The organism is Chelatococcus sp. KU-N122, from assembly GCF_055391085.1.
In genome coordinates this window covers 4,342,048-4,364,939 of sequence record NZ_AP043981.1, presented here as the reverse complement: position 1 = coordinate 4,364,939, position 22,892 = coordinate 4,342,048, and the positions used below count along the sequence as shown (strand labels likewise).

Annotated in this window: 22 protein-coding genes; 11 read left to right on the top strand and 11 right to left on the bottom strand. The window is 66.3% G+C overall.

What is annotated here, in order from left to right:
* Positions 1 to 65: 65 nt before the first annotated feature.
* Positions 66 to 1,403: an acyl-CoA dehydrogenase family protein gene (locus ACZ5PO_RS19655; protein WP_464196511.1), complete on the bottom strand. Its 1,338-nt coding sequence runs from the start codon at positions 1,401 to 1,403 to the stop codon at positions 66 to 68.
* Here ACZ5PO_RS19655 and ACZ5PO_RS19650 point away from each other — a divergent pair.
* Positions 1,397 to 1,981 (top strand): type 2 periplasmic-binding domain-containing protein, encoded by a 585-nt coding sequence (locus ACZ5PO_RS19650; protein WP_464196509.1) that lies wholly within the window; start codon positions 1,397 to 1,399, stop codon positions 1,979 to 1,981. The genes ACZ5PO_RS19655 and ACZ5PO_RS19650 overlap by 7 nt on opposite strands.
* On the opposite strand, the gene ACZ5PO_RS19645 is transcribed toward ACZ5PO_RS19650, so the two are convergent.
* Entirely contained in the window at positions 1,926 to 2,123 is a 198-nt protein-coding gene (locus ACZ5PO_RS19645; protein ID WP_464196507.1) for a hypothetical protein, read from the bottom strand. The genes ACZ5PO_RS19650 and ACZ5PO_RS19645 overlap by 56 nt on opposite strands.
* A 631-nt stretch (positions 2,124 to 2,754) precedes the next feature.
* On the opposite strand from ACZ5PO_RS19645, the gene ACZ5PO_RS19640 reads away from it, so the two are divergent.
* The 4 genes from ACZ5PO_RS19640 (at position 2,755) to ACZ5PO_RS19625 (ending at position 6,236) form a co-directional block, all read left to right on the top strand.
* Positions 2,755 to 3,480 (top strand): hypothetical protein, encoded by a 726-nt coding sequence (locus ACZ5PO_RS19640; protein ID WP_464196505.1) that lies wholly within the window; start codon positions 2,755 to 2,757, stop codon positions 3,478 to 3,480.
* 150 nt (positions 3,481 to 3,630) lie between these two features.
* Positions 3,631 to 3,987, top strand: coding sequence for a hypothetical protein (locus ACZ5PO_RS19635; RefSeq protein ID WP_464196503.1), 357 nt, complete (start codon positions 3,631 to 3,633; stop codon positions 3,985 to 3,987).
* 67 nt (positions 3,988 to 4,054) lie between these two features.
* Entirely contained in the window at positions 4,055 to 4,342 is a 288-nt protein-coding gene (locus ACZ5PO_RS19630; protein WP_464196501.1) for a hypothetical protein, read from the top strand.
* Positions 4,343 to 4,514: 172 nt separating this feature from the next.
* The gene (locus ACZ5PO_RS19625) at positions 4,515 to 6,236 is read left to right on the top strand and encodes an AMP-binding protein (RefSeq protein WP_464196499.1); all 1,722 of its coding nucleotides are present in this window, start codon (positions 4,515 to 4,517) and stop codon (positions 6,234 to 6,236) included.
* An 18-nt stretch (positions 6,237 to 6,254) separates the two neighbouring features.
* On the opposite strand, the gene ACZ5PO_RS19620 is transcribed toward ACZ5PO_RS19625, so the two are convergent.
* From ACZ5PO_RS19620 to ACZ5PO_RS19600, 5 genes are all read right to left on the bottom strand, one after another.
* Complete coding sequence (locus ACZ5PO_RS19620) at positions 6,255 to 7,802, bottom strand: SpoVR family protein (RefSeq protein ID WP_464196497.1); 1,548 nt, start codon at positions 7,800 to 7,802, stop codon at positions 6,255 to 6,257.
* 23 nt (positions 7,803 to 7,825) lie between these two features.
* A complete protein-coding gene (locus ACZ5PO_RS19615; protein WP_464196495.1) occupies positions 7,826 to 9,079 on the bottom strand; it encodes a YeaH/YhbH family protein in 1,254 nt (417 codons plus the stop codon).
* A gap of 16 nt (positions 9,080 to 9,095) precedes the next feature.
* Positions 9,096 to 11,039 carry a PrkA family serine protein kinase gene (locus tag ACZ5PO_RS19610; protein WP_464196493.1) on the bottom strand — a complete coding sequence of 648 codons (1,944 nt, stop codon included), beginning with the start codon at positions 11,037 to 11,039 and terminating at the stop codon, positions 9,096 to 9,098.
* 574 nt (positions 11,040 to 11,613) lie between these two features.
* Positions 11,614 to 12,123, bottom strand: coding sequence for a heme utilization cystosolic carrier protein HutX (hutX, locus tag ACZ5PO_RS19605; RefSeq protein ID WP_464196491.1), 510 nt, complete (start codon positions 12,121 to 12,123; stop codon positions 11,614 to 11,616).
* A gap of 96 nt (positions 12,124 to 12,219) precedes the next feature.
* Positions 12,220 to 12,390, bottom strand: a complete 171-nt coding sequence (locus tag ACZ5PO_RS19600) for a hypothetical protein (RefSeq protein ID WP_464196489.1) — start codon at positions 12,388 to 12,390, stop codon at positions 12,220 to 12,222.
* A gap of 270 nt (positions 12,391 to 12,660) precedes the next feature.
* Here ACZ5PO_RS19600 and ACZ5PO_RS19595 point away from each other — a divergent pair, with 270 nt between their 5' ends.
* From ACZ5PO_RS19595 to ACZ5PO_RS19580, 4 genes are all read left to right on the top strand, one after another.
* The gene (locus ACZ5PO_RS19595; RefSeq protein ID WP_464196487.1) at positions 12,661 to 13,254 is read left to right on the top strand and encodes an SCO family protein; all 594 of its coding nucleotides are present in this window, start codon (positions 12,661 to 12,663) and stop codon (positions 13,252 to 13,254) included.
* A 94-nt stretch (positions 13,255 to 13,348) separates the two neighbouring features.
* Entirely contained in the window at positions 13,349 to 14,197 is an 849-nt protein-coding gene (locus ACZ5PO_RS19590) for a transporter substrate-binding domain-containing protein (RefSeq protein ID WP_464196485.1), read from the top strand.
* Positions 14,198 to 14,324: 127 nt separating this feature from the next.
* Positions 14,325 to 16,181 (top strand): lysine--tRNA ligase, encoded by a 1,857-nt coding sequence (locus ACZ5PO_RS19585; RefSeq protein WP_464196483.1) that lies wholly within the window; start codon positions 14,325 to 14,327, stop codon positions 16,179 to 16,181.
* On the top strand, positions 16,178 to 16,600 hold the full coding sequence (locus ACZ5PO_RS19580; protein WP_464196481.1) for an FKBP-type peptidyl-prolyl cis-trans isomerase: 423 nt from the start codon (positions 16,178 to 16,180) through the stop codon (positions 16,598 to 16,600). The genes ACZ5PO_RS19585 and ACZ5PO_RS19580 overlap by 4 nt, the downstream gene beginning before the upstream one ends.
* Before the next feature lie 60 nt (positions 16,601 to 16,660).
* On the opposite strand, the gene ACZ5PO_RS19575 is transcribed toward ACZ5PO_RS19580, so the two are convergent.
* Positions 16,661 to 17,350 carry a S24 family peptidase gene (locus tag ACZ5PO_RS19575; RefSeq protein ID WP_464196932.1) on the bottom strand — a complete coding sequence of 230 codons (690 nt, stop codon included), beginning with the start codon at positions 17,348 to 17,350 and terminating at the stop codon, positions 16,661 to 16,663.
* A gap of 207 nt (positions 17,351 to 17,557) precedes the next feature.
* Between ACZ5PO_RS19575 and apaG the strand changes: the two genes are divergently transcribed.
* Both apaG and argE read left to right on the top strand, forming a co-directional pair.
* Positions 17,558 to 17,950, top strand: coding sequence for a Co2+/Mg2+ efflux protein ApaG (gene apaG, locus ACZ5PO_RS19570; RefSeq protein ID WP_464196479.1), 393 nt, complete (start codon positions 17,558 to 17,560; stop codon positions 17,948 to 17,950).
* Positions 17,951 to 17,957: 7 nt separating this feature from the next.
* The gene (gene argE, locus ACZ5PO_RS19565; RefSeq protein WP_464196477.1) at positions 17,958 to 19,124 is read left to right on the top strand and encodes an acetylornithine deacetylase; all 1,167 of its coding nucleotides are present in this window, start codon (positions 17,958 to 17,960) and stop codon (positions 19,122 to 19,124) included.
* Between the two features lie 41 nt (positions 19,125 to 19,165).
* On the opposite strand, the gene ACZ5PO_RS19560 is transcribed toward argE, so the two are convergent.
* The 3 genes from ACZ5PO_RS19560 to ACZ5PO_RS19550 are packed head-to-tail and all read right to left on the bottom strand — an operon-like array spanning position 19,166 to position 22,388.
* Entirely contained in the window at positions 19,166 to 20,218 is a 1,053-nt protein-coding gene (locus ACZ5PO_RS19560) for an Hsp33 family molecular chaperone (RefSeq protein ID WP_464196475.1), read from the bottom strand.
* Positions 20,215 to 21,162 (bottom strand): ornithine carbamoyltransferase, encoded by a 948-nt coding sequence (argF, locus tag ACZ5PO_RS19555; RefSeq protein ID WP_464196930.1) that lies wholly within the window; start codon positions 21,160 to 21,162, stop codon positions 20,215 to 20,217. Before argF ends, ACZ5PO_RS19560 begins: the two co-directional genes overlap by 4 nt.
* Before the next feature lie 23 nt (positions 21,163 to 21,185).
* On the bottom strand, positions 21,186 to 22,388 hold the full coding sequence (locus ACZ5PO_RS19550; RefSeq protein WP_464196473.1) for an acetylornithine transaminase: 1,203 nt from the start codon (positions 22,386 to 22,388) through the stop codon (positions 21,186 to 21,188).
* Positions 22,389 to 22,892 lie beyond the last annotated feature (504 nt).

Sequence of the window (22,892 nt, the reverse complement as noted above, 5' to 3'; positions counted from 1 at the left end):
GTGCGCCACGCCCGCGGTCGCGACGCCGGCAGCCGCGCGGTCGCGTCCGGCAAGGCCCGCGCGGATCAGAAGCGGGTAGCACCAAGCTCCCGGTCGAGACTGCGACGGCCCGCGACGGTATAGCTGTTGGGGCTCATGGCGATGTGCTTGACCGCAGCATGCACGTCGCGCGTGCACCGCTCGAGTCCGCAGCTTTCGAAAATCGCTGCCGTGCCGGCCGCCGCAGCCACCGCATCGACCACCCACACGGCGCTCTCGGCAGCGAAGGCGCAAGCGGCCCGCAGACCGATGCGGGCATCCACGAGCCGCTCCGGCCGCGTATCGGCGGCAACCATGAGCTCCGTCATGGCGTGCCGCAACAGCGCGCGGGCAGCGCTATGCCGCGTCTCGGCGCGGCCGACGACGCCCTGCACCGACTCCTGGTCCGCCAGCGCCAGGCCCGCGCGCGTCTTGCTGTCGGCCAGCACGCGGAACTGGGAGAGCGCGCTCCGCGCCATGCCGAGCGGCGCGACGGACACCGACCAGGCGAACATCGACACGTTCGGGATGCGGAAGAGCAATCCTGGCTGCGTCGGATCGTGCTCGGGAAAGGTATGCGCCCACTCGACGGGCACGAACTGGTCGAGCACCTCGAAATCGCAGCTGCCCGAGGCCTTCAGGCCGGACACATGCCACGTGTCGATAACCGACGCGGCAGCCGCCGGGAAGTAGCAGGCGATCACCTTCGGCGCAGCGCTTGCATGATCCTGTACCGCACAGAGGGCCATGAGGTGGCTAGCGTGGTGGATACCGCTGGCGAATGGCCAGCGCCCAGTCACGCGATAGCCACCGTCGACACGCACCGCCCTGCCCGTCGCCCCCGTCGAGCTGACGATGAAGGTGCGCGGTTGCGAGAACAGCTCACGGGCCGTCCGTTCGGGAAGGTATCCGGCGGTTCGGCTCATGCCCGCGCCGTTGCCGACGATCCACCCCAGGGAGCCGTCGAGAGCGGCAGCGGCCTCGACGACATCCATGAAGTCCAGCGGCGACAGCTGCGGCCCGCCCAGGCCTGCTGGCAGCCAGAGCTTCAGAAGCCCGGCATCGGCCACTGCGTCGAATAGTGGGCCCGGCAAGCGCCGGTCACGGTCAAAGTCGCTCCGATACCGCTCGACCACCGCCTCGAGCTCGGCGATCCTATGGCGGAACGCCGCCGCCTGTCCCGTGTCGCGGGTCATCATGTCAATGCCTTGCCTCCTTGGCACAGGCGCATCCTTCGGCGCGCAGACCGCGCAGACAAGATCGAACATTTCAGCTGCAGCTGAACTGATTTCATCTGCATTGATTCCATGCAGCAGTTGCCTCCATTGACCGAGCCGGCCACGGACAGCGCAGCGCCACCTGGCAACGTTGGGAGGCCGTGGCACGCAGCCAGCATGGCACGGTACCCTCGTTTGGCGATCACGTGAGTCTCAGCTTTCGCGAAGAGCTTCACGCGATCGAAGCGGTCATCGCTGGCCATGGCATCGGCATTCTAAGCGACGTACTGGTCGAGCGAGAACTGAGCGCTGGCGTATTACGCCGCGTCTCCGACATCGAGCTGTCTGGATACGGATTTTATATTGTCTATAGGGATGACAACCGGAAAAAAGCCCTTGATCAACGCCTTTTCCCTATGGTGCGGCTCGGTCGCCGTGCAAAGCGGACAAGTCGCAAGCAGATCCTGAACTGGCCGCGGAGGACGCTTGTTTGCTTTGTTGACCATCTTCGAGCGCTTCGTGACTGGGTGGCATCACCCCATCACGAAAATAGCGCTCCAGATCAAAGACTTGCAGCATACGAAGCGCTCAAGGACCACGGCGGCGATCGAACGATGCATAGGATCGGCCTATTTCGCCCCGGCCCCCAAGAAGCCCCGCACGCGGGCGCGGACGGGGCCAGCCCGACGATCAGTGACGGAGTAGCATGGCACGTACGAGTTCGATCGCCGCGTCGAGCAGTTTGAATTCACTCACCTGGTCGGCGCGTTCGAGCAGACCGGCGGCCTGATCGCGAACATCCGGCCCCGCGCCCTTGATGACATCGAGCAGCGCTTTCGCAATCGCAGCGGTGGCCGGAGGCCGCCCTGTTCCGTCTAGCGTCTCCATTCACTTCGATCTTTCCTCTAACCGTCGACGACCGTGGAATGGTGTCGACGGATCCAGCTGCGGAGGAATGTACGAAATATACATGCGCCTTTCCTGAGGCAGCTGTCAGAATCCTGCCATGAAGTGGCCGTTGAGCCCCAAACGCTACGTCCAACGCCGCGAGTAGCCCTGTACCTCTTCAACGCTGCGCTTCTAGAAGGCTGACCAGTTGGGGCCTCCTTGCCTCACTGCGTGCGGGCCCGATGCACAGCCTTCCACTTTGCATTCCGACAGGCACGCACGCGGAGGCCGCTGCGGTCCGAGCCGCGCGTTGCACACAACCGCGCGGCATTCTGTCGGACACGTACCCATTTCGGACGAATTGCGACCGACGCGATGCCCCCGGACGATCTCTCGCTACGTGGCGCGCCGAGGTCAGATGATGGCCGACCGAGTGGTGTGGATCGTGATCGTCGCCGTGGCTGCGTTTCTGTCAGCCGGACTCTGCCTTGCCCTGCTGAGCGCCTGGCTGGCGGGCTAGGCCGGGCGGTGGGTAACTCGCCTGACGGGGTGTGACTCAAGGGAACGGAAAAATGCGGCTATAGACGTGTGGGTTGGGCTCGTTGCGCCTGAGAACCGAAGGAACCAACAGTTGCTGAACTCTGTCGACCGCAGCTTCGGCGTTTCGCTTGCCCTCGCGTCCGAGAATGTCGTTCTCGACAGCGTGAAGCGGAGGGTGGGCGCCGCTGAAGGGGCCGTTACGCTGCCGTCGCTCGACCTTCCGCTCGACCACGAGCAGATCGGTGACGCGTTGGCATGCATCGGTCACAGGGAATTGCTCAGCCTCGAGCGCGTCGACGGAGGGGCGCTCCATCGCTGCTATCACAACGTGACCGACGCGATCGCCGCCCATGGCGGCGAGCTCGTGCCGGGGTGGATGCTGGAATATGTTCCGAACGTCTACATCCGCGCCAGCCGCCATGCGGTGTGGCAGGATCCGGAAGGCGACTTGTTCGACGTGACCCCGGCCGAGCGGCCAACCAGCCAGGGACGATCAACGTTCGCTCCGGACGAAGACATCCTTCTCGACTACATTGCCGCCCTGCCGGTCGAAGACCGATATGTCGTCCTCGCCAAGGATTCCGACGTTCGCTCCACCGTCGCGCAATACAAGCGAAACATCGAGGCGCAACGCAAGCTGCTGACAAAGATAGTTGTCGACTTCAGATACGAGATCATCCCGGGCGGGGGCGTACAGGGCCCACCCGTGGCCGAAATCTACCCCGAGCTCAGCCACGAGGTGGACGACAGCTATTTCAAGATGCACCGTTACAGACGCCGGGTCCTCAAACGTTACTTCCCGGAGCAGGCGGCCTGACCCGCCCAGCCCATGCCTTCGCAGCATCCATGAGCCGTGGCGCCGTCCACGAATATGGCCATGGGGCAGCGACGACGCACTGACATGTTCCCGCGCTACGCTGGCGGCGAGAGCATTAGGCACCCAAACCCGTCCTCGCACAGGTCAGCAATGCCCGGCGGATACAAATCGAAGCTCGTCCTCAGCCACAAGGGCGTCAAGGTCTACCACAGCTGGAAGGGCGCTCGCGCGCTCACCTACTGGTACGCACTGGGACCCAACCACCAGGCCGAAGGAGGTGGCCAGGATTTTGACGTTCGCGCATTACCATCCAAGTATACACAAGATCTCCTGGTCGAGAACAAGAACGACGCGCCGGACGCTGAGACCGTCAAGAAGACATATGACGCTCTGCGCGAGGCGCACAAGATCGCCATGCGGCGCGCGATCGACGATGGCTACGACCTTCTGAGCCCGCAGCGGCGCACCGGTCTCTGGCAGCGGTTGAGACAGCTGTTCCCGTCGTAGCGTCCCATCCGCGCAAGACTGCTTCTGCGTCCCGCATAGTCCGTTCCGGCCAGTCAGGAGGATCCCGATGAGACATGGTGTTGTCGCCTGCGCGCTATGCGCGCTGACCCTGTCGCCCGCGGCGGCCCAGGCCGCCCCCCGCCCCGCCGAGCTGATCGCGACGTGGTCCAGGCTCAACAGCCAGTGCCGCGGCGGCAGCGGTGACGACCCCAGGACCATGCGCGCCTGCGACCAGCGGGACGCCGTCGGACGCCAGATCGACCGGGCCGGCTGGTGCTACGGCAAACGGAGACAGTCCGGCTACCAGTACCAGTGGCATGCCTGTGCCGCGGACTCGCTGCATCCATCATCGTGAGCGCTGTCGCGCGCCGATGGTGCAGCGCCAAGTCCGTGACGGCCGGCCCATCATCGGCGGCCGCCTCTTTCTCCCGACGCAAGGCGCCCATTCCCCGCGCGCAGCTGGCGCGACGGCGACAACATGTCATGCTCGTGACGCTCCCGCCCGTGTCACGCTGACGAGTTCCCCCATGGCCGCGCCACAGCCTATCGACGAGACCACCTACCTCGACGAGCTCCAAGCCCTCTACGCCAAGGCCTGGCCCAAGGGACTCCGCAGGGACATCACCTACACGCATGGGGAAAGGCCCCTGACGGACTATCTGGGGATATGGGCCCGCACGCGTCCCGACAAGCCGGCGGTCATCTTCTACGGCGCGGTAATGACCTATCGCGAGCTCGACGAGCTCAGCGACCGCTTTGCCGCCCTGCTCGCCCAGCGCGGCGTCAGAAAGGGCGATCGCGTCTCGGTGTACCTGCCGAACTGCCCGCAGTTCCACGTCGCCTTCTTCGGCATCCTCAAGCTCGGCGCCGTGCACTGCCCGGTGAGCCCGCTGTCGAAGGCGTTCGAGCTCGCCTACCAGGTCCAGGATTGCGGCTCGCAGGTCATCCTGGCGCAGGATCAGCTGATGCCGATCGTGCGCCAGGTGCTCGCCGAAACCGGGATCCGCGAGATCTTCGTGACCAGCTTCGCCGACGTCGTCCCGGCCGAGCCGTCGATCCCGGCGCCGGCCGCGGTGCGCGCTCCCAGGGTCGAGTGCCCCGATGCCATCGACCTGATGCCGGCGCTCGCGACCATCGACAACCCGTCCTATGCCGCCGGCGCCACGCTCGACGATATCGCCGCGCTCAACTACACCGGCGGCACCACCGGGCTGCCCAAGGGCTGCGTCCACACCCAGCGCGACATGATCTACACGGTCGCCGCCAACACCTCGCTGGCGGCTCCGCCCGAAGGCACCATCTCGCTGAGTTTCTTTCCGGAATTCTGGATGGCCGGCGAGAATAGCTGCCTCGTCTTTCCGGTGTACAGCGGCGCCACGCTGGTGCTGCTGGCGCGATGGGACCCGATCACGGTGATGTCCGCCATCCAGCGCTATCGGGTGACGGCGACGGCGATGCCGGTGGATGGCGCCCTGGAGATCATGGACCATCCCCGCTTCCAGGATTTCGACCTGAGCTCGCTGGTCAATGTCAGGGTCGTCTCGTTCGTCAAGAAGCTGACCATCGACGACCGCCGCCGCTGGCAGCGGATGGTCGGCACGACGCTGGCCGAGTCCGCCTGGGGCATGACGGAGACGCAGACCTCCGACACCTTCACGACGGGCATGCAGGACGACGACTTCGACCTCAAATCACGGCCGACCTTCGTCGGGCTGCCGGTCCCCGGCACCCAGTTCAAGATCTGCGACTTCGACACCGGCGCCCTCGTCCCGCTCGGCACCGAAGGCGAGATATGCTGCCGCTCGCCCTCCCTGCTCAAGGGGTACTGGAACAAGCCCGAGGCGACGCGGGACGCCTTGCGCGATGGCTGGCTGCATACGGGCGACATCGGGCTGATCGACGCCCAGGGCTACCTGTTCTTCCTGGGCCGCCGCAAGGAGATGATCAAGGTCAAGGGCATGAGCGTGTTTCCCGGCGAGATCGAGGCCATCCTCGGCCAGCACCCGGCGGTGGCCGCGAGCGGCGTCGTGCCGCGGCCGGATGCGGAGCGCGGCCAGGTGCCAGTCGCCTTCGTTCTGCTCAAGCCGGAGCTGGCCGCCGGCGCCGACGCCCACGCCATGGAGAGCTGGTGCCGCGAGCGCATGGCGAGCTTCAAGACGCCCGAGGTGCGCTTCGTCGGCGCCTTGCCGATGACCGCGACCGGCAAGGTCAAGAAGAACGAGCTGGGCGAGCTGCTGAAGCCGTCGTGAGCGGGATGCAGCCGCCGGTCAGGCGGCCAGCGCCGCCCGGCGCGGGCTGACGAGATGCTCCTTGAGCACCGTGTCGGACCCGTCCACCTCGCGCAGCAGCACGTCGTAACTCCAGAGATCGGCGAGGTGCTGGAGCACGCGCTTCAAGTCGATCTCGGCGAGCAGGCCGCCGTTCACCACGGTGTGGCGCAGGATGAGCCGCCGGTCGCCCGCCAGATCGACGTCCACGATCTCGATATGCGCGTCGATCCAGCCGACGTCGTACTGGCGCGACAGCTGGCGGCGGATGCGCCGATAGCCGCGTTCGTCGTGGATCGACTTGATCTTCATGCCCGACGTGTCGGCCGGATCGTCGTTGAGATGGAACATGCGCATGCGCCGCATCAGATGCGGGCTGAGAAACTGGCCGACGAAACTTTCGTCCCGGTAGTTCGCCCACAGGTCGCGCAGCACCGCCATCGCGTCGCCGGTGCCGGCGATGTCGGGGAACCACTCCCGGTCCTCGTCTTCCGGCTGCGTCACGATCCGCTCGATATCCTGCATCATCGCAAAGCCGAGGGCGTACGGGTTCAGGCCGGAATAGCGCGGATCGTCGTAGCCCGGCTGGAAGACGACGTTGGTGTGCGCCTTCAGGAACTCGAGAAAATCGCCGTCGCCGATGGCGCCCAGGTCGTGCAGGCGGTTCATGACGCGATAATGGACGTAGGTCGCCGTCCCTTCGTTCATGACCTTGGTCTGCCCCTGCGGATAGAAGTACTGCGCGACATGCCTGACGATGCGCAGCAGCTCCCGCTGCCAGGGGGCCAGCCGCGGCGCCGCTTTCTCCAGGAAGTAGAGGATGTTCTCCTGAGGCAGGCCGGACAGGGCGCGGCGACGCTCCAGCTCGGGGTCGGCCGTCGCCCTCGCCGTGCTGGACGGGACGGTGCGCCAGAGATCGTTGAAGATCCGCTCGTTGTGGGCCTGCCGGTCGCGCTCACGCCGCTCTTCCTGGCGCAGATCCAGCTTCTTCTTGCCGGCATAACGGTGAACGCCATGGGACATCAGCGCGTGCGCCGCGTCGAGCGTCCGCTCCACCGCGGCCGGTCCGTAACGCTCCTCGCAGCGTGCGACGTAGTTCTTGGCGAAATCCAGATAGTCGAGGATGCCTTCGGCATCGGTCCACAGCTTGAACAGGTAGTTGTTCTTGAAGAAGTGGTTATGCCCGAACGCGGCATGCGCGATGACCAGCGTGTGCATCGTCGCCGTGTTCTCCTCCATGAGGTAGGAGATGCAGGGCGAGCTGTTGATGACGATCTCGTAGGCGAGCCCCATCAGGCCCTTGCGGTAGAAGGCGTGCTGATGCGCGAAATGCTTGCCGAACGACCAATGCTTGTAGAACAGCGGCATGCCGATCGAGGAATAGGCGTCGAGCATCTGCTCCGCCGTGATCACCTCGATCTGATTGGGGTAGGTGTCGAGACCGAGCTCGGAGACGGCCACCGTGTGGCAGGCATCGTAGATGCGCTGCAGCGTGGCAAAATCCCAGTCGGCCCCCTGAAAAAGCCGGTCCATGCTCGTGATGGCCATATGGCAGCCCCCTCGGAACCCGTTTATGCCGCGCGGCGCTGAAATAGGTCGTGGAACACCGGATAGATCTCGGTCCGGCTGCAGACCCGACGCAGCGACAGCAGCGGCCAGCGCGCATTGATGCGTTCGTAGAGCGTCCACAACGCCGAACCGGACACCGGCGAGCTGCCCATCTCGTCGACCTCCAGGTAGGCGAAGTACTGGCAGACCGGCAGGATCACATCGTTCATCAACTGCTCGGTCGCCGCCCCGTCCGAGTACGAGTTGTCGCCATCCGAGGCCTGCGCGGCGTAGATGTTCCAGTCGGCCGGCGGATAGCGCTCGGCCACGACCTGCTGCATCGCCCGTAGGGCGCTGGAGACCTGCGTGCCGCCGGTCGCCGGGCTGTGGAAGAAGGTGTCCTCGTCCACCTCCTCGGCCCGGTCGGTATGGCGGATGAAGACGATCTCGACCTGGCGGTACTGCCGGACGAGAAAGATATAGAGCAGCATGTAGAAGCGCTTGGCGAGATCCTTCATGTGCTCCGACATGGAGCTGGACACGTCCATGAGGCAGAACATGACCGCCTGTGCCACCGGCTTCGGCTCGTTCTCGAAGTAGCGGTAGCGGATGTCGATCGGATCGATGTAGGGAATGCGCCGCACCTTCGCCTGCAGCGCCTTGATCTCGGCCTCCAGCGTCGAACGGCGCTCGTCGTCGTCGCAATCGGCGATCTCGGCGCTGAGCCGCGCCAGGGTGTCCTGCTTGGGGCGATGCAGCGCCACCCGCCGCATCATGGCGAGCCGCATGGTGCGGTTCACGGCGATATTGGCGGGGGAGCCGACGACGGCATAGCCGGCACGCACAGGCTTGACCTGGTCGGCGTTGGCCAGCCGCCGCTTCGCCAGATCGGGCAGCTCCAGATCGTCGAGAAACAGGTCCAGGAACTCGTCCCGGCTCAGGATGAAGCGAAAGGCGTCCTCCCCCTCCCCGCTGCCGCCCTCCCGCGGGTCCCCGCCTCCCCCGTCGGGACGGGGAATGGTGTCGCCCTCGATGAAGTGCTTGTTACCGGGCAGGATGTGCTCGCGAACCCCTTTGGCGCCGCGGTGAAACCGCGGCTCCTCCAATCCGTCCAGGGGGATGCTGATCTCGCCGCCCTCCAGGATGTCCTGGATATTGCGGCCCTGGGCGGACTTGGCGACAGCACGCTGCACCAGCGCCTTGGCCCGCCGCAGGAACTTCTGACGATTCTCCAGGCTTTTACCGCCTGGATTCAAACGCCGGTCGACAATGTGCATTCCCGCTCTCTATTGCTCAGCCGGCCTGCTTCACCCGCATGTACCATTCGACGAGGCGCCGGACCTGCCGCTCGGTGTAGCCGCGCGACGTCATGCGCTCGACGAACTCGCCATGCTTCTTTTCCGTTTCACCATCCTTCTTGGACCCGAAGGAGATCACGGGCAGCAGATCCTCGACCTGCGAGAACATACGCTTTTCAATGACCTCCCGGATCTTTTCGTAGCTGGTCCAACTCGGATTGCGGCCGGAATTGTTGGCTCGGGCGCGCAGGCAGAATTTGACGATCTCGTTTCGGAAATCCTTGGGGTTGGCGATCCCGGCCGGCTTTTCGACCTTCGTCAACTCCTGATTGAGCAGCTCCCGGTCGAGCAGCTGCCCCGTATCCGGATCCTTGAAGTCGACGTCCTCGATCCAGGCGTCGGCGTAGTCGACGTAGCGATCGAACAGGTTCTGACCGTAGTCGGAATAGGATTCCAGATAAGCCTTCTGAATCTCGTGCCCGATGAACTCCGCGTAGCGCGGCGCAAGCTCGCTCTTGATGAATTCGATGTATTGCTTCTCGGTCTCGTCGCGGAGCTGTTCGCGGCGGATGGCCTGCTCGAGCACGTACATCAGGTGCACGGGATCGGCGCCGACCTCGGTCGTGTCGTGATTGAACGTCGCCGCCAGCACCTTGAAGGCGAACCGGGTCGAGACCCCGTCCATGCCCTCGTCCACGCCCGCCGCGTCGCGATACTCCTGCACGCTGCGCGCCTTCGGATCCGTCTCCTTCAGGCTCTCGCCGTCGTAGACGCGCATCTTGGCGAACGGTGTCGAGTTCTCGTGCTTGGCGAGCCGCGACAGCACCGAGAAGCGCGCCAGGATCTCCAACGTCGCCGGCGCGCAGGGCGCCTCGCTGAGCTCCGAGCCGGTGATCAGCTTCTCGTAGATCTTCTGCTCCTCGGTGACCCGCAGGCAGTAGGGCACCTTGACGACGCAGATGCGGTCGAGGAACGCCTCGTTGTTCTTGTTGCCCTTGAAGCTCTTCCATTCGGCTTCGTTGGAGTGCGCCAGGATGATGCCCGAGAAGGGGATGGCGCCGATGTTCTCGGTGCCGATGTAATTGCCCTCCTGCGTCGCCGTCAGCAGCGGGTGCAGCATCTTGATCGGCGCCTTGAACATCTCGACGAACTCGAGGATGCCCTGGTTGGCGCGATTGAGGCCGCCCGAGTAGCTGTAGGCGTCGGGGTCGTTCTGGGCCAGGCTCTCCAGCTTGCGGATGTCCACCTTGCCGACGAGCGAGGAGATGTCCTGATTGTTCTCGTCGCCGGGCTCGGTCTTGGCAATGGCGACCTGGCGCAGGCGCGAGGGCTGGATCTTGGCCACGCGGAAGCGCGAGATGTCCCCGTCGAAGGCCTCGATGCGCTTGAGGCACCAGGGGCTCATCAGCCCGGTCAGGCGCCGCGCCGGGATGCCGAAGCGCTCCTCGATCATCGGCCCCATGCTCACCGGATCGAACAGGCTCAGCGGGCTCTCGAACACCGGGCTGAGCTCGTCGCCCGCTTTCAGCACGTAGATCGGGTGCACTTCCATGAGCGACTTCAGCCGCTCGGCCAGCGAGGATTTACCGCCGCCGACAGGCCCGAGCAGGTAGAGGATCTGCTTGCGCTCCTCCAGGCCCTGCGCCGCGTGCCGGAAGAACGAGACGATCCGCTCGATCGTCTCCTCCATGCCGTAGAAGCCCGTGAAGGCCGGGTAGACACGGATGGTCCGGTTCAGGAAAATGCGACCAAGGCGCGCATCCCTGGCCGTGTCGATCAGCTCCGGCTCCCCCATGGCGGCCAGCAGACGCTCCGCGGCATTGGCGTAAAGCAGCGGGTCATCACGGCACGCCTCCAGGTACTCCGAAAGCGTCATTTCCGTCGCGCGCCGCGCCTCGAAGGCGCGAGCGTACGAGTTGAACAGCGATTCTTCGAACATGGCGCCTCTGCGTATCACTCTTGCAATATACGTCGGCATCAGATACGGGGACGCAAGCCCTTGTGCGTCACTCTGCGACTTTAGCCCTCAGCGGCCATTGCACTCGCAGTTGGGCGGCGCAGCAACGCATTTAAACGTGCGATCCCGCGTTTTTGTTCATGCATATGCACAAAAAATGTGCAAATTTGGTTTTTCCGGGGCAAAGTGTCTGTACGGACACGGCCATATCGTCGTAGTCACGACGCCCAATTCAGAAAAATGCGGGTGTCAAGGCCTATCTGAGCCTGGTTTGAGGCCCGGGCGCCGGTCGACTCGCGCGGACTGCACGAGGCGCCGGCGAGCCGCTTGGGCGCGGAGCGCTCCGCGCCCGGATAGACGCGCCCCTTCGCAAGAGAAGCACCCCGGATTCAAAGGGTTGGAGCGTGTCTATGCGATCGGACGATTCCGTCCGATCGGAGCAGGCTGGACGCGTCGGACCCGAAAGTGGACGCCGGCCTTGGTAGAAATCCGGTATTTAAGACTAAAGAGCTAGAGCGGCCGCTCCGGTTTCATCGGAGCGTCCATCGCTCCAGCGTCAGCCGAGTCGCAGCCGCAGCGCTTCGAAGCGTTCAACCTGGACAGGATCGAGCTCTCGTTCGGCGTTGCGGCCGACGAACACCTTGAACATGGCCTCGCCCTCGCCGTTGACGAAGACGACGGAGCAGGAGCGACGGCCGAAGAACGGACGGTCGACGAAATAGATCGCCGCACACCGGTCGGCCCGCAGGTGCCCGCCGATGGGGCTGTCACCGTGGATATTGAAGTAGCCGCGGCCGAAGCTGCCCGGCGGAATGGTGCCACGGGTCTCGAACACCCCGTCTTTGGTGTGAACGATGAACGTGATGGTGCCCCACTCCACCAGATCGGCCCACACGGGCTCGAAGTGCGCGCCTTGGACGGCCACCGCCTGCCCGGACGGCAGACAATCGAACACGGTCTGCAGCGGCACCCCATGGGTATCGGCCAGGGCTTCCAGCACGCCGTCGGGCTTCTCGGCGATCGCCGCCCTGATCGCCTGGGTTGTGTCCGCTGCGGGCATCTGCATGGGCTCGGCCTCCGTTCGCGCGGGAGAGACCACGAACCGCCACGCCCGTCAAACGCCGCAGGCGAATACTCGCAAGGGCACGCCGGAGCCGCCGCCTCAGAGCAAGGCGACCAGGAGATCGGCGACGCCTTGGCTGAGAACCGCGGCAACGTTGGCTGTGAGGCTCGCGACCGCCGCGGCGCAGGCGGCCGCGATCAGCATGGCGATCGCGCCGCCCCATGCGGTAGCCGGGATGTGAGGCGCTGGGACGATGGAATGGCGCGACATGGTCGTCTGCCTTCGCGGCGTTAACCACGAGGTAATCTTAAGCGGGAATGGTTCACGTGCGCTGGCGCACCTGAGCACCTATCTGATCGGATGGAACCATCCGCTCCGGCGGATCGGGCGCTCGGCGATGCGACGATACGGCACCGCAGGCCGGACCCGCGATGCTCCAATTTGGCCCAACTGCCGGCTAGTGTGCGGCGCTTCATCGGCCTATGCCAGGGCTGGCCTGCATTCGCACCGGAGCCCGCCCGTCGGAGGATCGTTCGCCCCATGTCGACCCTGACCCAGCGGCGCATCGCCCTTCCGCTCGCCATTTTCGTGCTCGGCCTGATGATGCTGGGCGGCCTTCTCTTTTACGTGATGGCGCAGAACCCCTCGTCGGCCGGCGGCGGCGTCGGCGGCCCCTTCACCCTCACCGACCAGGACGGCAAGACCGTGAGCGACGCCAGCCTGCGCGGCGAGCCGTTCCTCGTCTTCTTCGGCTTCACCCATTGCCCGGACGTCTGCCCGACGACGCTGTACGACGCCTCCGAGATGCTGCGGGCCCTGGGGCCGTCGGCCAAGGCCAAGGTCCTGTTCGTCACCGTCGATCCGGAGCGCGACACACCGGAGGTGATGAAGAGCTACCTGGGCAGCTTCGATCCGCGTATCGTCGGGCTGAGCGGCTCGCAGGAGGCGATCGACGCCGTGGCCAAGGCCTACCGGGTCTATGCCCGCAAGGTTCCCTTGAAGGATGGCGACTACACCATGGACCACACCGCGCTGGTCTATCTCATGGATCGCTCCGGCCGCTTCGTCGGCGGCTTCAACCTCAAGCGCCCGCCCGCGGAAGCAGCCGCCGAGTACCAGCGCTATCTCTCTTGATGCAATGGACGGCCGGACCGGGCGCTGCCATCCGTCCTCCAACGACTGCCGCGGGCAGGTGTCCCGATCGGAGCCGCGATTGCGCAGGCACAGGATGAACAGGTTTCGATGGCTGCGGCGGCCGGCTTTCGCGCTGGCGGCCGCGCTCCTGGCCACGGGAACCGGCTTCGCGGCCGAGGCCGTCGCCATTCCCAACTTCTGGGATCCGAAGTCGCGGATCGACAAGCCCGATCTGACCGGCATCAGAACGATCCGCTTCCTGACCGACGACGATTTCCCGCCCCTCCACTTCGCCAATCCCGACGGCCGGCCTGTGGGCTTCTCCGTCGACCTCGCCCGCGCCGCCTGCGACAAGCTCAAGATCGCCTGCACCATCCAGGCGCGGCGCTTCGATACGCTGCTCGCGGCTCTGGATGAGAAGCGCGGCGATGCGATCGCCGCCGCGATCCCGATCACGCCGGCGCTGCTGGACCGCTTTTCCGTCACCCGGCCTTACCACCGCACACCGGCACGCTTCGCCGTGCGCGACAAGTCCGGATTGCCCGAGCCCAGCATGAAAAGTCTGGCCGCGCACGCGGTCGGCGTGGTGCAGGGCTCGGCCCATGAAGCCTATCTCAAGGCCTTCTTCGACGGTGCCAGGATCACGCCGTTCCCGGATGTCGCGGCTGCCGAAGCGGCGCTGAAGGCGGGCCACGTGGACTATCTGTTCGGCGACGGCATGACGCTCGCCATCTGGCTTGGCGGGCGCAGCGCCGAGGGATGCTGCGGCTTCAGCGGCGGCCCCTACCTTTCGCAGCGCTTCTTCGGCGAGGGCGTCGGCTTCGTCGTCCGCGGCGACGACCTGCAGCTCCAGCGGGCGCTGGACTACGCCTTGCAGTCCTTGTGGGATGACGGCACCTACGCCGATCTCTATCTGCGTTATTTCCCGATCAGCTTCTATTGAGCCGGTTGACGCACCGGCGCCCAAGCCACATTGAGGACGCAACCGTGCGCCACAGCGCTCCCGTGCATCCTCGATCGTGCGCCCGCTCACCGCAAGCGGGCTGCCGAACGATCCAAGCCCTGGACTCATGACGCTTTCTGAGATCGACCCGCAGCTCGTCGAAGCTGCCCAGACATCGTCGGCATGGCCGTTCGAAGAGGCGCGCAAGCTGGTGGCGCGGCTGGAGCGCTTTGCGATTGGGAGGACCGACCCAATCGCAGGAGAAGCGCTCCCGACTCAAAAGGTTGTGAGCATTTCGCCATTGGATGACCCTATCCAATGGCGAAATGCTCTAGCCGCGAGCGGCAAGGACCACGTCCTGTTCGAGACCGGCTATGGCCCGTCCGGCCTGCCGCACATCGGCACCTTCGGCGAGGTGGCGCGCACCTCGATGGTCAGACAGGCCTTCCGCCTGCTCACCGGCGATGCCATCCCGACGCGGCTGATCGCCTTTTCCGACGACATGGACGGCCTGCGCAAGGTGCCGGACAACGTGCCCAATCGCGAGTTGCTCGCCGCCCATCTGCACAAGCCGCTCACCGGCGTGCCCGACCCGTTCGGGACTCACCCGAGCTTTGGCGAGCACAACAACGCGCGGCTGCGCGCCTTCCTCGACGCCTTCGGCTTCGACTACACCTTCATGTCGGCGACCGAGTGCTACACGTCGGGCCTGTTCGACCCCACGCTGAGGCTGATGCTCGACCGCTACGACGAGGTGATGGCCATCATGCTGCCGTCGCTGCGCCAGGAGCGGGCCCAATCCTACTCGCCGTTCCTGCCCATCCATCCGGTCACCGGGCACGTCATGCAGGTGCCGATCGACGAGGTGAAGCGCGACGCAGGCACGCTCGTCTGGCGCGATCCGGAGAGCGGCGAGCGCTACGAGACGCCGGTGACCGGCGGCCACGCCAAGCTACAATGGAAGCCCGACTGGGCCATGCGCTGGGTGGCGCTCGGCGTCGACTACGAGATGGCCGGCAAGGATCTGATCGACTCGGTCAAGCTGTCGGGCCAGATCGCGCGCGCCCTGGGCGCCCAGCCGCCCGAGGGCTTCAACTACGAGCTCTTCCTCGATGAGCAGGGCCAGAAGATCTCCAAGTCGAAGGGCAACGGCCTCACCATCGAGGAGTGGCTGGCTTACGGCACGCCCGAGAGCCTGGCCCTGTTCATGTACGCCAAGCCGCGCGAGGCCAAGCGGCTCCACTTCGACGTGATCCCGCGCACCGTCGACGAGTACGGCAGCTTCCTCGACGCCTACACGCGCCAGGATGCCAAGCAGCGGTTGTCGAACCCGGTGTGGCACATCCACGCCGGCAACCCGCCCGCCCCCGAGGTGCTGACCCATCCCGATGCGGCCGGGCGCGGCGCCAAGCCGGCACAGATCTCGTTCTCGCTGCTGCTCAATCTGGCCACGGTCGCCAACGCGGAAAGCAAGGAGGGGCTCTGGGCCTTCCTGAGGCGCTACGCACCGGATGCCACCCCCCAGACCCACCCGCGGCTCGACACGCTGGTGGGCTACGCGGTCCGCTACTTCCAGGACTTCGTGAAGCCGGCCAAAGCCTACCGGCCGGCAGACGACCAGGAGCGGCGCGCGCTCGAACAGCTCGCGGACAAGCTCGCCGGGCTGCCGGCCGACGCCAGCGCCGAGGCGATCCAGGATGTCGTCTACGACGTCGGCCGCACGGTGCCGCGTTACCAGGACTTCAAGGCCAAGGGCGCGACGCAGGAGCGGCCGGGCGTGTCGAACGCCTGGTTCAACGCCCTCTATCAGATCCTGCTCGGCGAGGAGCGCGGGCCGCGTTTCGGCTCCTTCGCCGCCATTCTCGGGCTCGCCGAAACCCGTGCGCTCATCGCCCAGGGCCTGTCCGGCGGACTGATCGCCGCGCACGGCGCCTTTCTGGCCGGCCGCGCCGGCTCCCCTGCCCAGAAGGAAACACGGCAATGAAACGCCACCTGTTCACCCTCGTCGCAACCGCTTTCATGGCAATGACAATGACCGCATCGGCGCAGACCTACGTCACCACCCCCACGGGCCTCAAGTACAAGGACGACGTCGTCGGCACCGGCGCCGAGGCCAAGGCGGGCCAGACCGTCTCCGTGCATTATACCGGCTGGCTCGACGCCGGCGGCAAGCCGGGCGCCAAGTTCGACAGCTCGCGCGACCGCGGCCAACCGTTCTCCTTCTCGCTCGGCAACGGCCAGGTCATCGCCGGCTGGGACAACGGCGTCGCCGGCATGAAGGTGGGCGGCCGGCGCACGCTGGTCATTCCGCCGGACCAGGGCTACGGGGCCCGCGGCGCCGGCGGCGTCATTCCGCCCAATGCCACGCTGATCTTCGACGTGGAGCTTCTCGGCGTCCGCTGAAGCGGAGCCGCCGAGAGCATCGGACCCAAAAAGTGCAAGGCCGGCTTTGGGTCCGATGCTTTAATGCCGCGCCCAGATGATGCGCGCCATCCAGTCGATGTCGTTCAGCGGCAGGATGCGCGCGGGCTGCGCCGGATCGAGCGAGCGGAGCTCCACGGCGAGCGCCGTACGCCTGGCCAGTTCGCTGGCCGCCACTGCGCCGGCCCGCATCCGCACCACCACACGATCGCCCTTGCGCAGGCGCGCGTCCGGCGCGACCACGATGATGTCGCCGTCACGATAGAGCGGCAGCAGCGACGGACCTGACACCTTGAGCCCAAACAGGCGTCCGGACAGCTGGCCTGGGAAGCTGACCTCGTCAAGGCCGGCATCGCGCGGGTAGCCGCCGTCGAAAGCATCGCCAGACGCCATATGGGCCAAGCCCACGAGGGGCACGGCGGGCTGCGGACGCGGCGACGGCACGCGCTGCTTAGATCCGCGCGCCGACCGGGCGCCGTCGGCGGCCGCGTCGTCCGGCGCCCGTCCTGCGACGAGCGCCACGAATTCGTCGAGGCTGGCGCCGGTCGCCTCGAGCACCTTGGCGATCGACTCCGTCGACGGCCAGCGCAGACGCCCGCCCGCCGCCGAGCGCTTCGAGCGATTGAAGGTGGTCGGATCCAGACCCGAGCGCCGCGCGAGCCCCGATGGCGACAGGCCGTAGCGCTCCGCCAGCGCATCGACCGCCCGCCAGATCTGGTCGTGCGACAGCATGATGGACCCACTCCCGGGTTCACGAGCCAAGCGCCTAGGATTTATTACCTTCATCCCGATCTGACAAGCGCGCGGCATGGACCTTGCTCGGCCGCACGCGCACCGATCACGTCATCTTTCGATCGAGCCACCTTCTGCGTTGACGCGGTGCCGCATAACACCCTACGAATCGCTGGCGACGCGTCACCCATGCGATGGAGCCTCGCCATGTACAGGGCAGTGACCCGCGGCATCCAGGTAACCGTCACCCCGCAATTCCTGGAAGAGCAATCGTCGCCCGACCAGGCCCGGTTCTTCTGGGCCTACACGGTCGAGATCGCCAACCTCGGCATCGAAGTGGTGCAGCTGCGAACGCGGCAATGGAAGATCATCGACGGTCGCGGCTCGATGCAGGAGGTGAACGGCCCGGGGGTCGTCGGCGAAGAGCCTCTGATCCTGCCCGGCCACAGCTTCACCTATACAAGCGGCTGCCCGCTCTCGACGCCGGACGGCACCATGAGCGGCCACTATTTCATGGAGAATCGCGAAGGTGAGACCTTCCCCGTCGACATTCCACTGTTTCCGCTCGACAGCCCCTATGTGACCCGTGTCGTTCACTGACACGCCCATGGCCGGCCCGCGCTACACTCCGCTGGCGATGCTCGAGCGGCTGGTCGCGTTCCCCACGGAAAGCGCCACGTCCAACCTGGCCCTGATCGATTTCGTCGAGGATTATCTACGGACGTGGGGCGTCAACGCGATCCGCATCCCCAACGCGACCGGCGACAAGGCGGCGCTCTTCGCCACGATCGGACCGACCGCGGACGGCGGCGTCGTGTTGTCCGGCCACACCGACGTGGTGCCCGTCGCGGGCCAGGTCTGGACGAGCGACCCTTACACGCTCCGGGTCGCCGACGGCAGAGCCTACGGCCGCGGGGCCGTCGACATGAAGGGGTTCGTCGCCACCGCGCTCGCCCTCGTCCCGGATTTTCTGGCGACGCCGCTCACCATCCCGATCCACCTCTTCCTGTCCTATGACGAGGAGATCACCTGCCTCGGCGTGGTCGACGGCATCGCCCGCATGGGCCGGGATCTGCCGACGCCGGGCATGGCGATCGTGGGAGAACCGACCAGCCTGCACGTGACCGACGCGCACAAATCGGTGGTTTCGCTAAGGACCACGGTGGTCGGCCAGGCTGGCCACTCCTCCCGTCCTGCCCTCGGTGCCAGTGCAGTCATGGCCGCCGGCGAGCTTATCGCGGCGCTGGTGCACATCCAGGAACGGCTGATGGAAGAGGGCGATCCGAGCGGCCGCTTCGATCCGCCCTACAGCACTGTTCACGTGGGCGTGGTGTCCGGCGGCGTGGCGCGCAACATCCTCGCTCCCCAATGCCAGTTCCTGTGGGAGTTTCGCGGCTTGCCCGGACGCACGCACGAGGCGGTGGTGACCGAGCTCGACCGCTTCGCAACCGATGTCGTCCTGAAGCGGATGCGACGCGGCGCGCCCGACGCAACGATCGAAACGATCTGCGAAGTGGCCGTCCCGCACCTTGCGCCTCGGCCGGGCTCGCCGGCGGAGGCACTGGCGTTGCGGCTTGCCGGCAGCAACCGCACCATCACGGTGTCCTACGCGACCGAGGCGGGACACTTCCAGAATGCAGGCATCCCCACGGTCGTCTGCGGACCGGGATCGATCGACCAGGCCCACCAGGCGGACGAGTTCATCACGCTGGCGGATCTGAACGCGGGGGAGCTGTTCCTGCGCCGGCTGGCCGACGAGATCAGCCGGCAGTGACGCTGGGCCGGAAGAACCGGCCCAGCCGTCAAAGGTCCGTCTCAGCGCGAGGCAGCGCTGACCTCGCGCTCGACCTCGACCGGATCGAGATCGTAGTGGCGTGAGCAAAATTCGCAGGTCACGCCGATGCGGCCGTCGTCACCCACCATGTCGCGCCGCTCCTGCTGGCTGAAGCGCGTGAGCATGCCCATGATGCGCTCGCGCGAGCATTGGCACGCCTCATGGACGTTCTGGGCCGTGAACACGCGGACCCCGCGCTCGTGGAACAGGCGGAACAGCAGGCCCTCGCTCGACACCGTCGGATCGATCAGCTCGTGATCCTCGGTCGTCTCGACCAAGAGCCGCGCCTCGGTCCAGGCATCGTCCTCCTCGTCCAGCATCGCGTCTTCGCCGCCCGCACCGGGCGGCGCATCGCCCGGCGGCAGGTCGGCGCGGCGCAGCTGGTCCTCCGCCTTGGGCATGAACTGCACCATCAGGCCGCCGGCACGGAAATGGCCGCCATCTTCGCCGGGCACCATTTCTTCACCGACCGCCAGGCGAATGCGGGTCGGGATCTGCTCCGACTGGCTGAAGTAGTGGTGGGCCGCGTCCTCGAGGTTCTGGCCCTCCAGGGCGACGATGCCCTGATAGCGGCTGGCCTCGCTGCCCTGATCGATGGTCATGGCCAGGTGGCCGTTGCCGAGCAGCGCCCCCGTATCGAGCGCATGATCCGCCGTCGCCTGCTCCAACCGCCCGGCGTCGAAGCGGGCGCAGGCCCGCACGCGGTCCGGTGCATCGAAATCGACGACGATCATGTCGATCGGACCGTCGGACCGGGTTTGCAGCTGGAAGCGGCCCTCGAGCTTGAGCGAGGCGCCGAGCAGGACGGTGAGTGCCGTGGCCTCGCCCAGCACGCGCGAGACCGGCGGAGGGTACTTGTGACGGCCGAGGATCCGGTCAACGGCCATACCGAGCTTCACGACGCGCCCGCGCACGTCGAGCCCTTCGATGGCGAACGGCAGGACACGGTCGTCGCCGGCATGGGCCTCGTCGTTCCCGAGCCTCGCCGGCGCGTCCGATCCCTCCGACACGGACGGGCGGTTGCCGCCGCTCATCCCTCGACGGCCCCCAGGCACCAGGCCAGGATGCCCTTCTGGGCGTGCAGCCGGTTCTCGGCCTCGTCGAAGACCACCGACTGGCTGCCGTCCATCACCTCGTCGGTCACCTCCTCGCCGCGATGGGCGGGCAGGCAGTGCATGAAGATGGCGCCCTCGGCCGCCGAGGCCATGAGCTTGGCATTGACCTGGTAGGGCCTGAGCAAATTGTGCCGGCGGCCTTCGTCTTCGTCGCCCATCGACACCCAGCAGTCGGTGACGACGGCCTCGGCGCCCTTTACGGCCTCGAACGGATCGGTCGTCAGCGAGACGCGCCCATCGGCCAGGGCCAGCAGCTCGTCGCTCGGCCTGAGCTCGGGCGGCGTGGCGATGGCGAGCTCGAAATCGAACCGTGCGGCGGCCTGAATCCACGAGGCCAACACATTGTTGGCATCACCCGACCAGGCCACCTTGCGGCCTTCGATCCGCCCCCGGTGCTCCTCGAACGTCAGCACGTCGGCCATGATCTGGCAGGGATGCGAGCACTTGGTGAGCCCGTTGATCACCGGCACGGTGGCGTGCCGGGCCAGCTCCAGCATGGCATCGTGGTCGAGGATGCGGATCATCATGGCGTCCACGTAGCGTGACATGACCCGCGCGGTATCGGCGATCGATTCCCCCCGCCCGAGCTGCATCTCCGCCCCTGTCAGCATGATGGCGTCGCCGCCGAGCTCGCGCATGGCGAGATCGAACGACACACGCGTGCGGGTCGACGGCTTGTCGAAGATCATGGCCAGCGTCTTGCCCACCAGCGGCCGGCTCAGCGGCGGCTCGCCTTTGCGACGGCTGGCCTTGAGGCGCGCGCTGGCGTCGAGCACGACCCGCAGTTCCGCGCCGGTGAAATCGGCGAGGTCCAGGAAGTGACGAGCCTGCTCGCCGGCGTACCGGGCGCCGCCCCCGTTCATGACGGCCTTCTTGCTGGGGCTCATCAGGCTGCTCCCCGCCTCTCGCCCCGCAGGTCCGTCTCGAGCTGCCGCGCCGCGGCCGCGATCCGCTCGATCCCATCGGCGACCTCGGCCTCGCCGATGATGAGCGGCGGCAGCAGACGGACGGTGTTCTCGCCCGCGCCGATCAGCAGCAGATGCTGCTTCTGCGCCGCCGCGATGAAATCCGTGTTGGGAACGTTCATCTTCAGTCCGAGCATGAGGCCCTCGCCGCGCACCTCGACGATGAGCGACGAGAAGCGGTCCTTGATCTCCGCGAGCCGCTGCTTCAGCAGCAGGCCCATGGCGCGCACGTGCTCCAGAAAGCCCGGCGCCAGGATCACGTCGAGCACCGCGTTGCCGACCGCCATGGCCAGGGGATTGCCGCCGAAGGTGGTGCCGTGCACGCCAGCGGTCATCCCCTTGCCCGCCTCTTCGGTCGACAGGCAGGCACCGAGCGGGAAGCCGCCGCCGATGCCCTTGGCGATGCCCATGATGTCCGGCGCGACGCCGGACCATTCGTAGGCGAAGAGCTTGCCCGTCCGGCCCACGCCGGTCTGCACCTCGTCGAAGATCAGCAGCAGCCCATGCTGGTCGCACAGGGCGCGCAGCGCCTTCAGCTTGGCCGGATCGACCACGCGGACGCCGCCCTCGCCCTGGATCGGCTCGATCAGGATGGCCGCCGTCTCCGGCCCGATCGCGGCCTTGAGCGCGTCGTCATCGGTCAGCGGCACCTGATCGAAGCCGTCGACCTTGGGGCCGAAACCCTCCAGGTATTTGGCCTGACCGCCGGCCGCTATGGTGGCCAGCGTGCGGCCGTGGAACGCCCCCTCGAAGGTGATGATGCGGTAGCGCCCGGGCTCGCCGTTGGCCGCATGATACTTGCGCGCCATCTTGATGGCGCATTCCAGCGCCTCGGCGCCCGAATTGGTGAAGAACACGCGGTCGGCGAAGGTGGCGTCCACCAGCCGCTGCGCCAGGCGCTCGCCCTCGGGGATCCGATACAAGTTCGACGTATGCCAGACCTTGGTGGCCTGGGTGGTCAGCGCCTCGACCAGGTGAGGATGGGCATGACCAAGCGAGTTCACCGCAACGCCGGCGCCGAAGTCGAGATATCGTTCGCCGTCACGCGTGACGAGCCACAAGCCCTCTCCCCGGTCGAATTGCAGATCGGCGCGCGCAAAGGTCGGCAGAAGCGGCGAGGTCACGGGTCGGATCTCCTCATGCGGGATCACTTCGGTTCAATCGGCTGATGTTCGCAAGAGCCGATCCGCATGTCGAAGCCGCCGTCCGCGGCTGGGTGGCGGCTCCCGCCCGGATGGCGTCATCCGGGCGCATGGACGCTCCAGCACATCGAATCTGGAGTGCTTCGTCCCGGCCGCGTGGCCCCACGCAAACGGCAAGCGCTCCGCAGCGGCGTGAATTCGGACGGCCTTGCGGCCAGCGAAATCCCCAAAAATCAAAGTGCCGCCCAGCGGGGGGCGGCACTACCTCTATTCTAGGGACCCGGCTCCGGCTGTCAATTTCAAAGCGTACATTGGTACGGCGAGCGGCTTTTGCAACGCGCCTCGATTTTATGCACAGGTTCGGACGGCGGCGATTTCGATTGTTGCTGCAATAGCGACATTGGCGGCGCAAAACGGGCGCATTCGGACTCGGTTTCGTCACCTTCCTGGGGAAAACATCCACCGCACCGGGGCCGGTCTTGGCGC